General features: G+C 72.5%; 11 protein-coding genes and 2 tRNA genes. 7 read left to right on the top strand and 6 right to left on the bottom strand.

Annotated features, from left to right (window positions below; genetic code table 11):
• The first annotated feature begins 2 nt into the window (after positions 1–2).
• The 5 genes from WME90_RS11180 (at position 3) to WME90_RS11160 (ending at position 9,193) form a co-directional block, all read left to right on the top strand.
• Entirely contained in the window at positions 3–3,416 is a 3,414-nt protein-coding gene (locus WME90_RS11180) for an FAD-binding and (Fe-S)-binding domain-containing protein (protein ID WP_437281081.1), read from the top strand.
• A 226-nt stretch (positions 3,417–3,642) separates the two neighbouring features.
• The gene (locus WME90_RS11175) at positions 3,643–5,823 is read left to right on the top strand and encodes an amylo-alpha-1,6-glucosidase (protein ID WP_437281080.1); all 2,181 of its coding nucleotides are present in this window, start codon (positions 3,643–3,645) and stop codon (positions 5,821–5,823) included.
• A 385-nt stretch (positions 5,824–6,208) separates the two neighbouring features.
• Positions 6,209–6,874, top strand: a complete 666-nt coding sequence (locus WME90_RS11170; RefSeq protein WP_437281079.1) for an RNA polymerase sigma factor — start codon at positions 6,209–6,211, stop codon at positions 6,872–6,874.
• Positions 6,871–8,220, top strand: a complete 1,350-nt coding sequence (locus WME90_RS11165) for a hypothetical protein (RefSeq protein ID WP_437281078.1) — start codon at positions 6,871–6,873, stop codon at positions 8,218–8,220. The genes WME90_RS11170 and WME90_RS11165 overlap by 4 nt, the downstream gene beginning before the upstream one ends.
• Before the next feature lie 148 nt (positions 8,221–8,368).
• On the top strand, positions 8,369–9,193 hold the full coding sequence (locus WME90_RS11160; RefSeq protein ID WP_437281077.1) for a hypothetical protein: 825 nt from the start codon (positions 8,369–8,371) through the stop codon (positions 9,191–9,193).
• 57 nt (positions 9,194–9,250) lie between these two features.
• Here the strand turns inward: WME90_RS11160 and WME90_RS11155 are convergent, their stop codons facing one another.
• From WME90_RS11155 to WME90_RS11140, 4 genes are all read right to left on the bottom strand, one after another.
• Positions 9,251–9,478: an addiction module protein gene (locus WME90_RS11155; protein ID WP_437281076.1), complete on the bottom strand. Its 228-nt coding sequence runs from the start codon at positions 9,476–9,478 to the stop codon at positions 9,251–9,253.
• 342 nt (positions 9,479–9,820) lie between these two features.
• Positions 9,821–9,893 (bottom strand) — tRNA-Arg (locus tag WME90_RS11150).
• 176 nt (positions 9,894–10,069) lie between these two features.
• Positions 10,070–11,086 (bottom strand): hypothetical protein, encoded by a 1,017-nt coding sequence (locus WME90_RS11145; protein WP_437281075.1) that lies wholly within the window; start codon positions 11,084–11,086, stop codon positions 10,070–10,072.
• A gap of 244 nt (positions 11,087–11,330) precedes the next feature.
• Complete coding sequence (locus WME90_RS11140) at positions 11,331–11,738, bottom strand: VOC family protein (protein WP_437281074.1); 408 nt, start codon at positions 11,736–11,738, stop codon at positions 11,331–11,333.
• 197 nt (positions 11,739–11,935) lie between these two features.
• Here WME90_RS11140 and WME90_RS11135 point away from each other — a divergent pair.
• A tRNA-Pro gene (locus tag WME90_RS11135) sits at positions 11,936–12,009 on the top strand.
• A 132-nt stretch (positions 12,010–12,141) separates the two neighbouring features.
• On the top strand, positions 12,142–12,732 hold the full coding sequence (locus tag WME90_RS11130) for a serine protease (RefSeq protein ID WP_437281073.1): 591 nt from the start codon (positions 12,142–12,144) through the stop codon (positions 12,730–12,732).
• A gap of 138 nt (positions 12,733–12,870) precedes the next feature.
• On the opposite strand, the gene WME90_RS11125 is transcribed toward WME90_RS11130, so the two are convergent.
• Entirely contained in the window at positions 12,871–13,665 is a 795-nt protein-coding gene (locus WME90_RS11125) for an MXAN_2562 family outer membrane beta-barrel protein (protein WP_437281072.1), read from the bottom strand.
• A complete protein-coding gene (locus WME90_RS11120) occupies positions 13,662–14,843 on the bottom strand; it encodes a hypothetical protein (protein ID WP_437281071.1) in 1,182 nt (393 codons plus the stop codon). The genes WME90_RS11125 and WME90_RS11120 overlap by 4 nt, the downstream gene beginning before the upstream one ends.
• Positions 14,844–15,004 lie beyond the last annotated feature (161 nt).

Here is a 15,004-nt window from a genome sequence, read left to right as displayed (position 1 = left end):
TCATGCAGCACGTCGATCAGGAACAGGAGCAGAAGAGGGCGCCCGCGGAGGACCGGCCGGCCGAGGCCGTGCAGCGCGAGATCGATCGCGGCGTGATCCGCTTCCCCGGCGAGCGGCGCGTGCGGCTCGCGCCCGCGGCCGGCCCCGAGGTGGAGGCGCTCGCGGACGACCTCTCGCGCACGGTCGAGGGCGAGGTCCGCTTCACCGCGGGCGACCGGGCGCTCTACGCGACCGACGGCTCGAACTACCGGCAGCTGCCGATCGGCGTCGTCGTGCCGCGCCACAAGGACGACGTGATCGCCGCCATCGCCGCGTGCCGCCGCCACGGCGCGCCCATCGTCGCGCGCGGGGGCGGCACGAGCCTCGCCGGGCAGACGTGCAACGTCGCGGTCGTGCTCGACTTCTCGAAGTACATGCGCGCCGTCCTGGAGCTCGACCCCGCGCACAAGCGCGCCAGGGTGCTGCCGGGCACGGTGCTCGACACCCTGCGCAACGCCGCGAACGAGCTCGACCTGACCTTCGCGCCGGATCCGTCGACCCACGAGTACTGCACGCTCGGCGGGATGATCGGCAACAACTCGTGCGGGGTGCACTCGGTGCTCGGCGGGCGCACCGCCGACAACGTACACGAGCTCGAGGTGCTGACGTACGACGGCCTGCGGATGCGGGTGGGGCCGACGAGCGAGGAAGAGATCGAGGCCATCGTCCGCGCGGGCGGGCGGCGCGGGCGCATCTACGCCGAGCTGCGCGCCATCCGCGACCGGTACGCCGATCTCATCCGCGCCCGCTACCCGCGGATCCCGCGCCGCGTGTCGGGCTACAACCTCGACGAGCTCTTGCCGGAGAACGGCTTCCACGTGGCGCGCGCCCTGGTCGGCACCGAGGGGACGTGCGTCACGGTGCTCGAGGCCACCCTGCGCCTCGTCGACTGGCCCAGGTTCCGGTCGCTGCTCGTGCTCGGCTACCCGGACGTGTTCTCCAGCGGTGACCACGTCCCCGAGGTGATGCGCTTCGGGCCGATCGCCCTCGAGGGGATCGACCACCGGCTCATCGAGGACATGCACAAGAAGGGGCTGAACGAGCGCTACCTGCGCTACCTCCCGGAGGGCCGCGGCTTCCTGCTGGCCGAGTTCGGGGGCGACAGCCGGGACGAGGCCGACGCGCGGGCGCGAGCCGCCATGCAGGTCCTCGGACGCGGGGCGAACCCGCCGCCGATGAAGCTGTACGACGACCCCGAGCAGGAGCAGGCGCTCTGGGAGGTGCGCAAATCCGGCCTCGGCGCGACGGCGCGCGTCCCGGGCGAGCCGGATACGTGGCCCGGCTGGGAGGACTCGGCCGTGCACCCGGACAACCTGGGCGGGTACCTCCGCGACCTGCGCGCGCTCTTCGATCGCCACGGCTATCAGCCGGCGCTCTACGGCCACTTCGGGCAGGCCTGCGTGCACTGCCGCGTGGACTTCGACGTGGCGTCGGCCGAGGGCATCCGCAACTGGACGAGCTTCCTCGACCAGGCGACAGATCTCGTGGTCCGCTACGGCGGCTCGCTCTCCGGGGAGCACGGCGACGGCCAGGCGCGCGCGCAGTTCCTGCCGAAGATGTACGGCGAGGAGCTCATCGAGGCGTTCCGCCGCTTCAAGGCCGCCTGGGACCCGGAAGGGCGGATGAACCCCGGCAAGGTCGTCGACCCGTACCGCGTCGACGAGAACCTCCGCCTCGGCGCCGACTTCCGCCCCGCCGCCGTGGAGACCCACTTCCGCTTCCCGGACGACGACGGCGACTTCACGCGCGCGACCCTGCGCTGCGTGGGCGTGGGCAAGTGCCGGCGCCACGACGGCGGCACGATGTGCCCGAGCTACATGGTGACGCATGAGGAGGAGCACACGACGCGCGGGCGGGCGCACCTGCTCTTCGAGATGCTGGAGGGGGGCGAGCTCCGGGGCTTCCGCGACCACGAGGTGCGCGAGTCGCTCGACCTGTGCCTGGCCTGCAAGGGGTGCAAGGGCGAGTGCCCGGTCAACGTCGACATGGCCACCTACAAGGCGGAGTTCCTGTCGCACTACTACGCGGGGCGGCTCCGGCCGCGCGCCGCGTACTCGATGGGGCTCATCCACTGGTGGGCCCGCCTCGGGCAGCGCGTGCCTGGGCTCGCGAACCTCGTGACGCAGACGCCCGCGCTCGCGGCGGTGGCGAAGAGGATCGCGGGCATCGCGCCCGAGCGCAGCATCCCGCCGTTCGCGCGGACGTCGTTCAGGCAGTGGTTCCAGGGCCGGCCGCGGCGCAACGCCGGCGCGCCGCAGGTCTTGCTCTGGCCGGACACGTTCAACGATCACTTCTTCCCGGACACCGCGATCGCCGCGACCGAGGTGCTCGAGTGGGCGGGCTACGAGGTGATCGTCCCGGAGCCCCAGCTCTGCTGTGGCCGGCCCCTCTACGACTTCGGCTTCCTGAAGACGGCCAAGCGCCTGCTGCGGGACGTGATGAGCGCGCTGCGCGACCCGATCGAGCGCGGCGTGCCGGTGGTCGGCCTCGAGCCGAGCTGCGTCTCGGTCTTCCGCGACGAGCTGCATGGGCTCTTCCCCGACGACCCGCTGGCGACGAAGCTCCGGCAGCAGACGCACATGTTCGGCGACTTCCTGAAGGGGGCGGCGGAGGGCGACCCTCGCCGGCCTCTGCCCGGCGCGCGCGGGGGCGAGCTGCCGCGCCTCGATCGGCGCGCGGTGGTGCACGGCCACTGCCATCACAAGGCGATCCTGGACATGGGCAGCGAGCGCGACGTGCTCCGCGGCATGGGCCTCGACGTCGAGCTCCTCGACTCCGGCTGCTGCGGGATGGCGGGCGCGTTCGGCTTCGAGAGGGGCGACAAGTACGACGTCTCGATCCGGTGCGGCGAGCGCGCGCTCTTGCCCGCCGTCCGCTCGGCGCCGGCGGACGCGCTGATCGTGGCCGACGGCTTCAGCTGCCGCGAGCAGATCAAGCAGACGACCGACAGGCAGGCGCTGCACCTCGCCGAGGTCGTGCGCATGGCGGCGCTTCACGGCCCCGCGGGGCCGGCGGGCGACTACCCCGAGCGCGCCTACCTGCCGGGGCCCGCGGAGGTCTACATGACGCCGCGGACGACGGTGGCGGCGCTCGCCGCGGCGCCGGCGGGCGCGGCGCTCCTCTGGGCGGGCGGCCGCCGGCTCGTGGCCGAGCGGCGGCGGGCGCGGCGCGAGCGGTGGCTCCCGGCGGCGGGCGTCGCGGCCGCGGCGCTCGCGGCGGCGGGGCTGCTCGCGCCGACGGCGAGCCTGCGCGGCGCCGACGGCCAGGTAGGCCGCACCGCCCGGCGCGGCGCCGTCGCGGCGGGCGTCGCGCTCGCCCTGGGGGCCTTCGCGGCCGTGGCGGCGCGCGCGCGTCACGAACGCTGGCGCCTTTGGTGAGGGGCGCGGGAGGCTCAGGCGAGACCCGGCGCGCCAGTGCGCCGGCTCCGACGGCCTGGCCTGCCCGCGCCGACCGCTCGGTTACCGCATCGGTTGCCGCAAAGGAGGCGTGATGGGAGCTCATGAGTCGACTCGCCGCGCTGAGCCAGGGAGCGAGCGCCGGCCGCGGTCCGACACCGGAACGGGTGAACGCTCGCCGGGCGAACGGCACGAGCGCAAGGAGCAAGTGCTCACCCAGGGCACCTCCTCGATGGCGGAGAGCATCGCGGATGCGATCGTCCTGAAGCAGGGCGGCGTCTTCCTTGTCACCGAGCCGGGCGGCGCCATCCCCCTGCGTGGCGAGCACGGCTTTGGTCTCTACTACCATGATTGCCGGTTCCTGAACGGCTACACCGTCGAGCTCGACGACGCCCGGCCGGAGGTGCTCGCCTCGACCGCGGAGGCAGACCATGTCGGCGTCTTCCGGCTCGCGAACCCCCGGATCCCGATGCGCGACGGACACTTCATGTCCCAGCACGAGATCGGCCTCCGGTGGGAGCGTGCCATCGACGGCGACGCGACCGCGGTCTACGAGAACATCATTGTTCACAACTATGCTCGCTCGGCGGTCGACCTCGAGGTGAAGCTGACCTTCCGCGCCGAGTTCGAGGACATTTACGCGGTCCGCGGCCTCATGCCCGAGGCGCTGGGGAAGCTCCACGCCCCGACGGCGAGCGACGAGGAGCTGTGCTTCTCGTACGATGGCGCCGACGGCCTCCAGCGCGCCGTGACCATCCGCTGGGGCTGCCGGCCGGACGCGATCGACGGCACCTCCGCGCGCTTCCGCGTCCGGCTGCCGCCCGGGCACAGCCAGCCGATCTCCCTCGTGATCTCGCTCTCGGAGTCCTCTGACGCGGCGCCCGCCCATCGGCGCGCGCCATCGTGCTCCGGGGCGGACGTCGCGGCGGCGAAGCGGCGGGTCGAGGAGCGCATCTCCGCGCAGGCGCAGGAGAGGGCCCACGTCGAGACCGACAGCCTGCTCGTCAATCGCGTCCTCGCGCGGTCGTTCGCCGACCTGCTCCTCCTGCGGACCGCGCTCGATCACGACACGTTCTTCGCCGCCGGCGTGCCGTGGTTCACGGCCCTCTTCGGCCGCGACAGCCTGATCACGGCGCTCGAGGTGCTGCCCTACCAGCGGACCGTCGCCGTCGATACGCTGCGGCTGCTCGCGCGGTTCCAGGCGCGCGAGCGGGATCCGTGGCGCGACGAGCAGCCGGGCAAGATCCTGCACGAGCTCCGGGTCGGCGAGCTCGCGCGGGTCGGCGAGATCCCCGAGACACCGTATTACGGGAGCGTCGACACGACCGCCCTGTTCCTGATCCTGATCGCGCGGCACGCGGCGTGGGCAGGTCGACTCGACGTCTTCCACGAGCTCAGGGAGAACATCGACGCGGCGCTCGGGTGGCTGTCGAGCCCCGAGGCTCACCCGGAGATCAACGGCTACCTGGCGTACGACTCGACCTCGAAATCGGGTCTCATCAACCAGGGGTGGAAGGACTCCGGCGACGCGATCGTCAATGAACAGGGGCAGATCGCGAAGCCGCCGATCGCGCTCGTCGAGGTGCAGGCCTATGTGTACATGGCCAAGTCGGGGCTCGCCGATCTGTTCGAGCGCGCGAGCGAGCGGGAGATGGCCGCGCGGCTCCGGCGCGAGGCCGCGGACCTGAAGGAGCGCTTCGAGCGGGATTTCTGGCTCCCGGAGCGAGGCGTGTATGCGCTGGCGCTCGTGGACGGCGGCCACCGCGCCGCGGTGTGCTCGTCCAACGCCGGACACGCGCTGTGGGCGGGCATCGCCGAGCCGTCCAGGGCGCGGACGTGCGCGGAGCGCCTGATGTCCGAGAGCATGTATTCGGGCTGGGGTATCCGCACGCTCGCGTCGGACGAGGAGGCCTACAATCCGATGTCCTATCACCGCGGGACCGTGTGGCCCCACGACAACGCCCTGATCGCCGCCGGGCTCCGCCGCTACGGCCTCGACAGCGAGGCGCGCACCGTGTTCGGCGGCATCGTGAGGGCCGCCATGCATTATCGAATGTACCGGCTGCCGGAGCTCTTCTGCGGCTTCCCGCGCTCCGAGCACGGCGCTCCGGTCCACTACCCCGTCGCGTGTCACCCGCAGGCGTGGGCCGCCGGGGCCGTCCCGTACATGCTCGCCTCGCTCCTCGGGCTCGAGCCCGACGGCTTCGAGCGGCGCCTGCGCATCGTTCGCCCCGTCCTGCCCCGGCTCGTTCGCCGCGCCACGGTGCGCGGGCTGGCCGTGGCGGACGGCCGCGTCGATCTGGAGTTCCGGAGGACGCGGCGCGACGCGGTCGAGGTCAACGTGCTCCGGGTCGAGGGCGACGTCGACGTCGTGGTCGAGGAGCGCTGAGCCGCCGGCGGAGCGCGGCGCTCAGGAGACGACGAGGACCTGCACGACGCTTTCGCGCAGCGTGATCCTCATCCACCGGATCTGCACCTGCTTCTCCGGGAGCGCCGCCTCCGCGAACGCCTTGAGCCCCGCGTCGCAGACCGCGTAGCGGTCCCCGCCGACGCCAGCGAGTCGGGAAATCGATGCATTTCTCGACAGCAGCGCCCCGCACCCGCGGGGAGATCCCGGGTGCGCGCGCCGCGAGCGTCCCCCCGCGGCGCGCGCGCCCGTCGCGATCGGCGCGCGGAGAGGAAACCGACGGCGAGCTCGGTTGTGTAGTGTCCTGGATGACGGTGGTCGGCTCATGGTGCATCGCGGCGGACGGGTCCCTCGCGCGGAGGCTCCCGTGAACCTCGCCGCGCGCTCTCAGCTCGGCCCGCAGGCCCGGGCGGAGGAGCTGCTCTCCCGCCCCGGCGGAGGCGAGCGGGACGACCCGTCCGAGCACGCCGCGCCCATGTCGTCGCCGGGCCTCCCGGCGTCCAGGGCGCGGGGCTCGGGCGCAGCGGCGCAGGACGTCGAGGCGCTGTACCGCCGCCACCATCACCTGGTCTACCGCCTCGCCCTCCGTTACGGCCGCGGCGATGTGGCCTGGGCAGAGGACGTGACGCAGGACGTGTTTCTCGACCTGATGAAGGCGCTCGCGACGCTGACCGATCGAGACAACCTCGAAGGATGGCTGTACCGGGCGACCTCGAATCGCTGCCTGAACCGCCTGCGGCGGGATCGCTTCCTCGCCCTCCCGCCCATTCGCTGGCTGCTCGGGCAGGACGAGGCCGATCCGCGCCCGATGCTGGAAGAGGTGGCCATCGCGCGCGACGATCTGCGTCGGGCGTTCAAGGCGCTGGGCGAGCTGCCTCCCAAGGAGCAGGTCGCTTTCTCGATGTTCTATCTCGACGGCAAGGAGCAGGAGGAGATCGGGAGCGTCCTTGGCCACTCCAAAGGGTACGTGTGCAAGCTCATCCAGAAGGCCGTCGCGCGGCTCCGCGACGCGGGATGGGAGGTGGGGCCATGACGCGAGAGCGTGACCTGCTCGCGTTGTTGCGCGAGGTCGACGAGCGGCTCGCGGCGGCGCCGCCGTCGCCCCGCGCAGCCGCGCGCCTCGGTGCGCGGCTGCGCGGGGCGCGCCCTTCCCTCGCGCGACCCCTGGGGCGCCCGCTCGTGCTGGCCATCGCCGCCGCGACGGCCGCGGTCGCCCTCGGGGCCGCCCTCCAGCGCCCGACGCTCTCTGACGTCTCCGCGCGCGGCGCTGCCGTCGATCCCGCGGTCGGCATCGTCGGCGATCGCCCCCTCGCGGACGGCGGGAGCCCGGAATCCCCGCCGGCCGACGGCCACCCGCCGGCGACGCCCCGGATCTTCGCTCCGCTGCTCCGGGAGCCGTCCCGCCGGCTCGCGCCGCCGCCGAGGACCTCGCCCCCTGCGCCGCGCAGCTCGGAAGCGCCGCCGCCGACGACCTCGCCCCCTGCGCCGCACAGCTCGTCAGCGCCGCCGGACGCGCGCGACGCGCCCGTCCGCGAGCGCCGCAGCGAGCTCCCCAAAGACCGCCTCCCGGCCCCACCGCCGCGCGCGCACATCCAGCCGCCGGCCGTCGCGCTCCCGTCGAGCCCGGGGTGGGTCGACGTCCCGGAACGTCCGCCGCTCCATGCGTCGCGCGGCGGGCTCCCCTCGCTGCGCCGAGGCTCCGCCGGCGAGGGCGTTCTCGAGGAGGCGGCTGGGCAAAAGGGTGAGCGAAGCGACGAGAGCAGCGCGGAGGGCCCGGACGGCGCCACGACAGCCGAGCCGAACGGGGAGACGGCGTCGCCGCAGGGAGCGCAGGAAGAGTCGGGCTGCCGCACGGCGGAGGAGTTGACGAGCGAGGTCGAGGCGATGTGCGACGCGAAGGGCCTCGTCGTCGGTGACGTCAGGCTGCTCGATCCCTGCAGAGGCGGCGGCTACGGTCGTATCGAGCACACGTGCGTCGACGGCGAGCCGACAGAGTGCTGGAGCGGCCAGCTCGGCGACGGCCTCACCTGCCATGACAGCATCGATCTGAAGGACCAGGCCTACATCACATGCAGGAACCGGGGCGGGGATCTCGCCGGCCTCGATTACGATCCGGACAGCTCTGGCTGTGCGGTCGGCGAGACGACCGGGGCCGTCTACGCGTGCTGCCCGGCGGCGGAGCCGCTGCCGTCGCCCATGTGCTGGACGAGCAAGGTTGACCACGGAGGCTCGTGCCAGACGCTGCCGGCGCTCGATGACGAAGTCAGCGCCCTGTGCGCGAGCACCGACCAGACGCTCTTCCATATCGGGTACGGCTTCGGGAATGCGCTGTGCCCCGGGGGCGAGGCAGCGAGCGCGCTCTTCACCTGCTGCCCGTGAGCCGTGATCTCGAGATGGCCTGACGGAGGAAACCGGCAGGCCAGCTGCGGTTGATGAAGAGCGAAACGACGAGAGCGTGCCGACCGGAGCTCCGGCGGCGCGCTCGTCGAAGCTGCCCCGGCCTGCGCCGGGCTTGATGGAGGATACGATGCGATCTTTCCTTGCGACGGGTCTCTTGCTGAGCATCTCGATTTCGGGTCTTCTCGCCGGCGCTGGCTGCATCACCGCCGAGCAGCCGGCGACTGACAGCGGCACGGGCTCAGCGGGCGTGACGAGCGACGGCGCGGCGGATGGCTCGAGCTACAAAGGCGACGATGACGACGTGAAGCCGCCTCCTCCGCCCCTTCCGCCTCCGCTGCCTCCTCCGCCATCCGGCGCGTGCTGGCTCGGTGAAATGGGCGATGGCTTCACGTGTTACGACACGACCGCTCTCCACGATCAGGCCTATGCGAAGTGCGCGGGCATGGGCGCGGCGCTCATGGACTTCGAGCTCGACACGCTGAGCTGCGCCGCTAACGAGGCCACCAAGGCGACCTTCTCCTGCTGCGCGTGGGACCCGCCTCCCCCTCCTCCTCCCGAGCCGGACGCGTGTTGGACGGGCGAGGTGGGCTACGATGCCACGTGCCATGACGGCGTCGATCTGAAGGACGAGGCCTACATCGCGTGCAGGAACGAGGGCGCGGATCTCGCCGGCCTCGACTACGAGCCGGACAGCTCAGGCTGCGCGATCGGCGAGGAGACCGGAGCCGTTTACACGTGCTGCCCGGCGAAGGAGCCGCTGCCGTCGCCCCTGTGCTGGACGAGCAAGATCGACCATGGAGACGTGTGCCAGGCGTTTCCGACGCTCGATGATGAAGTCAGCGCCCTGTGCGCGGGCACCGACCAGACGGTCTTCCATATCGGGTATGGCTTCGGCAACGCGCTGTGCCCCGAGGGCGAGGCCGCGAGCGTGCTCTTCACCTGCTGCCCGTGAGCTGCGGCCCAGCAAAAACGAGCATCCCGGACATCGCATTTCGGACGACGGCCCATCTCAGCCGCGCGCGAAGATGCGGCCGCGAGCCTCTTCCCAGGGGACGGGCTGGGAGCGCCCAGCCCGGATATCGTCGAGGCGCCTCCGGGCCTCGTCGACCCACGCGCGTTCGACATCTTCCAGCGACTCCTCGCCCACGCTCTCCAGGAGCCGCAGCGCGAAAGCGCGCCGTTCACGCTCGGGGAGCTTGAGCGCCTCCTCGAAGAGCTCTTCGGCCGGAAGACTCATGATCCACAGCGTAGCAGATCGGGCAGGAGCGTGGATCGAGGCGGACGCATGACCCGAGCGGGCGCCCGTGAGCTCGGCCGTCGGAGACACCATCCGCCGCGCGACCAAGCGTCCTCTCTCATCTCAGGCTGGCGCGGACGCCGCTGGACGAGATCAAGGAGTCCTTCGGCCACCCCGACACCAGCGTCACGAAGCGCTACGCCCACCCGGCAGACCAGACTCCGCCCTCGACGCAGCGGGCAAGGCAGACCCAGCAAGCGTCCGGCCCGTGGGCTGATCGATCAGCCCACAGTCAGCGCATGACGTCTGAGCCCGTTCTCGTAAGTGCCCGAAATCCTTCGGCACCCCCGGCAAGAATTGAACTTGCGACCTTCGGTTTAGGAAACCGCTGCTCTATCCACTGAGCTACGGGGGCAGGGGCGACAGCCGCTACGGGCGCCGGACCCTGGCACACCTCGCCTCACGCATCAAGCCAGATCCCGCGCCACGCCCTCGTTCGGCCCGCCCTCTCGCCACGCCTCACCGGCCCGCGCTCCGCCGCCTTCCGCCAGCCCGCGCTCCTCCACCGTCCGCGCCCTCCGCGCGCCTCGATCACCTCGACATCTGCCCCCAGAGCACCGCCCCGATCGCCAGCGCGGCCGCGCCCCGCACAAGCCCTGCCCGCAGCGCCGCCACGGCGCGCTCGCGGTTCCCCAGCACCACCCGGGCGATCTGCTGCGCCCCCCGGTAAGCATGGGTCGGCCTCACCACCTCGACCTCCACCTCGTCCCCGAGGCCGAGATCGATCCTCTCCCCCGTCCCCCGCCCCCCGGCCCGCGCAGCGCTCCTCGCCCCACCGTCTTCTCCCGCCCCGGTCGCCTCCTCCATCGCCGCCGCCTCGATCTCCGCTGCAATCCCTTCTGCGATCTCTGCCCCCACCCCGGTCCGCTCCCTCGGCAGCTTCAGCACCCTCACCAGAGCCGCCGCGTCGAGCGCGCACAGCCCGCCCACCACGGCGAACCCCATCGTCGCCACGAGGCCCGCCAGATCGGGCGCCATCGCCTCGGGCAGCCCCGACCCGAGCTGCAGGGCCACCGCGATCACCGCCGCCGTCGCAGCCCATACCGCCCGCCGATCCGAGAGCGCCACGATCGAGCCGGCGCGCGCCCGCCCGACGCGGCTCGCCGCGAACAGCACCACCGCGAGCGCCGGAACGAACGGCAGCGCGAACACGGCGCCGAACGCCGCGCCGATGATCATCCCCGCCGGCCCCGCGACGAGCCCGATGGTCATCCCGTTCACGACGCCGGCCACCACGATGGCCCACACGACAAGCACGCTCGCGACCATCGGCCCCCGCCCGGTCCACTTCTGCGGCGCGACCACCCACGGGACGCCGTCCATGGGCGCCTCGCCCGCGCCCGACGTCGCAGCGCCGTCGCTCCTGGCGCCTCCGATCCGCGGCGTCAGGTAGTGACCTAGCAGCGCCGCCACGATCGGGGTCACGCCCGCGAGCAGACAACGCGGCACGAGCTCCGTCATGTCGAGAGAGTCAGCCGTCAGCCAGCCCCCCACGAGCCCGATCGCCCCGCAGGGGAACACGAGCGACACGGGACCATCGGGCGACATGGAATCGGACGTTGAACGCGGCATCTCGAAACCTCCGGCTCGTTCGTTCCCCTTCGACGCACATGCCCTCGAGCAGCTTCCAGCATGCTGGCCTCGCCGCCCGACCCTCCATCATCTCACCACGGCGCTCCACGCGCACTGCACACAGGCCAACCCGTGGCGCGCGCCGCCCCCGCGCGCCCGCCTGGGGCCGCCCGCTCTCCCCGCACGCCCGCCTGGCCGCCCGCTCCCCCGCGCCACACCATCAGCCCGGCCCCGCCGGCGTGTGCGGGTAGTGGCTGAGCGCCACCAGGTTCCCGTCGGGATCGCGCGCGTACATCGTGTAGGCGCTCTCCCGCTCGATGGGCACGCCTCCCGCGACCAGCCGGCGGCGCCACACCTCCCGCTCGGACGGCGCGATCCCCAGGGCGACGCAGTGCCATCCCGGCGCCTCGTCCGCGCGCATCGGCCCGGCGGCCCCCGCTCGCTCCACGGCCAGAAACGCGCCGCCCCCGAGCTCGAGCCACACCGACCGCGGCGCGCCGGCGTCGTCCGTCCAGCGCCGCACCACCGGCAATCCAAGGACGCCCGCGTAGAACGCCTCGGCCCGCGCCAGGTCGCGCACGACCACGGCCAGGTGATGGACCGACAGCGACGCCACCGTTCCGCTCATGAAGCGCCGTCATTTCAGCGCCTTTCACGCGGCGACGCACCTGAAAAGCCACGAAAAGGCATGCGGGCGTCGCGTTGGCGGTCGGGCGTCGGGCGCCGGCGCCGGCGCCCGACGCCCGACCGCCAACGCGACGCGCGACGTGTCTTGCCCCGGCAGGGCGCCTCGTCTATGGTCCCGCTCGCGGACGACACTCTGCCCGGGGAGTCGCACAGTCCGGTAGTGCACGAGCTTTGGGTGCTCGTTGTCGCGGGTTCAAATCCCGCCTCCCCGACCCTCTCCGACGTTCCTCGCCCCTCGCGAACCCGGTGGCCCCCCGCCCTGCGGCTCAGCTGGGCCGCCGCTCGCGCCCGCGGAGCGCGCATCGAACTTGGCCTCCTCGGGTCCGCCGCGCATAGTCCCGCCGATGTCGACGCCCAGAAGGCTCCTGCTCGGCGCATGTCTCTCCTTGTCCGTCCTCGCAGGGTGCGGCGGGCGGCAGGCGGCCGCCCCGGCGGAGGCTCCTGGGCCGCGCGCGACGAGCGCGGCCCCGGCCAAGCAGGCGGCGCCCGCCGGGCAGCTCGCCCGCGCCGATGTCGACCGGGTGCTGCTGCAGGGACCGCCCTGGATCCTGCGGCGCGTGCCGGTCGAGGAGGTCATCCGGGCAGGCGCGTTCATCGGCTGGAAGATCCTCGCGCTGCCCGCGGACTGGAGCGGCATCGAGCTCAAGATCGGCGACGTCGTCACCCAGGTCAACGGCGCGACCCTGGAGCGCCCGGACGACCTGTTCGCGGCCTACCGCGCCCTGGCCAGCGCGAGCGAGCTCAAGATCACCTACGAGCGCGAGGGCACCACGCGCGAGCTCGTCGTGCCCATCTTCGGGGCCCCGACCAAGGAAACCGTCGAGGCCTTCGCGAGCGACAGCCCCCCGCGCCGCCCGACCACGGCCCGGCCAAAGGGAACGACGGTGATCGAGGAGGACGACGGCAACACGCCGCTCGAAGGCGGCGCGCCGTAAGGCGCGCGCCGGCGCCGCCCCATGTCGCCGGGCGCCGCGCTCCCGGCGCCCGGCGCCGCGCTCCCGGCGTCGGGCGCCGCCCCATGTCGCCGGGCGCCGCGCTCCCGGCGCCCGACGCCGCGCTCCCGGCGCCTCGCCTCACATATCGAAGCCTAGCCCCAGGACCCACGTCGAGGAGCCGACGTGCATCTGCGGGCGCGATCCGATCCCGTCGAGGTTCGCGAACATCCACTCGCCAAACAAGTAGGTGTGGTTGATGCCCGTCGTCTCATCGAGCTGCGAGGCCGAGCGGCGGTCCAGCCAGTTGAGCGCGAGCATGGCGCCGAGCGCGAGGTGCGTGCCCCACGTGATGCCCTCCCCCCGGACGCCATCGGGCTTCGGCACGCCAGGGCCCGACGACGTGGTCCATAGCCCCATCCCGAGGCCCGCCTTCGCGTAAGGCACGATCGGGACGCCCGTCCGGCGCATCAGCTCGTCGGCGCGGAGTACGGCCGACAGGTGCATCGGCATGATGGTGAGCGAGGTCTCCTCTGCCTCGGCCCTCGCGCTGCTGCCCGCCACGAAGGCCTTCGCCGACGCCGACGTGTACCCCCAGCCGAGCCCCGGGCCGATCGCGCCGACGTACGGGATCCGGAGCGGCAGCCAGTCGACCTCGATCCCGAAATAGAACTCCTGGCCGTCGCCGAAGGTCGTCTTGTAGGGGCCCGCGCCGGAGAACTCCTCGTCGACCTCGGGAGAGTACGGTCCGAAACGGAGCTCGAACGCGAAGCTCTGGGGCGACGCATAGCGCTCTTCTCGCAGGATCCTCGACCGATCGTGCTGGCGCCAGTCGCTCGACGCGTGGCTCGATTGCGCGCCGGCCACGGAGGCGGCGAGGAGCGCCGCGCCGCCGGCGAGGCAGGCGACCGCATGATGACGGAGATGACAGCTCATTCGCTCTCCTGCACGAAGGAACGCGCGCGCGCGTGCCGACGACGGCTCCTGCGCCACAACCCGAGCGCCGCGCCGGCCGCGGCGAGGCCGAGGGGCGCAGCGGCCCACCGGCCTGCCCCCACCGGCCCTTCGATGCTGCAGAAGCCGCCCCCGGCTTGCCCGCCGGCATCCCGGTACTGCTCGAAGAACCCGTCGACGTCGGTCGCGGTCGCACAGGAGAGCGCCGACAGCGGCCCGGCATTGCCCACCTGGTCATAAGCCGCGACACCGACGACGTACGATTTGCCGTTGTCGAGCCCCGTGGCCTCACCGCGGCTGGCCCTCCCTACGCTGCCGCACCGTTGCGCGGCGTCCGGGATCTCCCCTGGAACCAGGAGCGCCGAGCTGCACCCGGAGCTGCCGCCGCTCGTCGCCCCGCCGCCGGCTCCCCCTGCGCCGTCGCCTCCTCCGGCGGCTCCGCCACCGGCACCGGCTTGCCCCGCCCCGCTCGACCCGGACGAGGACTGCCCGCCGTCGTCGCAGTAGAGATAATAACCGAGCACCTCATCGGCCTCGTTCTGCGTGTAATCGACGAGGAGACGACCATCGCCCGAGTGCGCTTGCACGTCCGTCGGCGGCTTGGGGCCCAGGAGGTCCACCTTGGTCTTGTCCCATGGAGCGTAGCTCGCCGCGTTCCCGTCCGCGGTGGACAGCCGCAGGAAGTAGATCGTCATCTGGACCGCAGCGGTGTTCGCCTGCGACGAGACCTTGCAGTCCTCGGCGCCGAGGAGCGCCTTCGCTATCGCCTTTGCAGGCAGTGTGGCGGTCACCGTGGTCGCCGGAGTGAGCGTCAACAGCGGCTTGCAGTAACCGTCAGGCCGGCGATTCTCCGCCACGCTGCAATCCGTCGACTGGGTGACCCACACCTCCAGGCTCTCGCTGGTCGAGACGCTGTCGAGCGTGAGCGTGAACTGCAGATCGTTGTCGGTGACGCAGTCTTGATGGCTGATCCAGAGGGGGTTCTCCGCGTCCGAGCGCGTGAGCTTGGTGCGCACCACGTCGCTGCTGATGGTCACCGCCGCGCCGGCCTGGCGCGCGCCTCCGGCGAGCGCCGCCGCCGCGAGGGCCGCCGCGCAAAGCCGGGGGAGGTGCCGACGCCCTCGCCGCCGGGACCGCACGAGATACCTTGTCGTGTCCATGGGCGCGTCCTTTCAGCACAGCTCGTACCACGCCGCAAATGCCTCGCACAGCCCTGCGAACGACAGGGAAACCGGCGGTGCGCCCACGTCGGAGGCCGCACCGAACGCCGCGTCGAACGCCCCGCACGCCCCGCCGCACGCCTCCTCGCAGGCCGCTCGCG

Source organism: Sorangium sp. So ce375 (genome assembly GCF_051473855.1).
Classification (GTDB): domain Bacteria; phylum Myxococcota_A; class Polyangia; order Polyangiales; family Polyangiaceae; genus Sorangium.
This window is presented reverse-complemented; position numbering and strand designations above follow the sequence as displayed.

Excerpts from the sequence above, each read along its gene's own strand:
- WME90_RS11180 (WP_437281081.1), top strand. The coding sequence starts at position 3 with ATGCAGCACGTCGATCAGGAACAGGAGCAGAAGAGGGCGCCCGCGGAG.
- WME90_RS11155 (WP_437281076.1), bottom strand. The coding sequence starts at position 9,478 with ATGAGTCTTCCGGCCGAAGAGCTCTTCGAGGAGGCGCTCAAGCTCCCC.
- WME90_RS11130 (WP_437281073.1), top strand. The coding sequence starts at position 12,142 with ATGTCGACGCCCAGAAGGCTCCTGCTCGGCGCATGTCTCTCCTTGTCC.
- WME90_RS11160 (WP_437281077.1), top strand. The coding sequence starts at position 8,369 with ATGCGATCTTTCCTTGCGACGGGTCTCTTGCTGAGCATCTCGATTTCG.
- WME90_RS11140 (WP_437281074.1), bottom strand. The coding sequence starts at position 11,738 with ATGAGCGGAACGGTGGCGTCGCTGTCGGTCCATCACCTGGCCGTGGTC.
- WME90_RS11125 (WP_437281072.1), bottom strand. The coding sequence starts at position 13,665 with ATGAGCTGTCATCTCCGTCATCATGCGGTCGCCTGCCTCGCCGGCGGC.
- WME90_RS11120 (WP_437281071.1), bottom strand. The coding sequence starts at position 14,843 with ATGGACACGACAAGGTATCTCGTGCGGTCCCGGCGGCGAGGGCGTCGG.
- WME90_RS11165 (WP_437281078.1), top strand. The coding sequence starts at position 6,871 with ATGACGCGAGAGCGTGACCTGCTCGCGTTGTTGCGCGAGGTCGACGAG.
- WME90_RS11145 (WP_437281075.1), bottom strand. The coding sequence starts at position 11,086 with ATGTCGCCCGATGGTCCCGTGTCGCTCGTGTTCCCCTGCGGGGCGATC.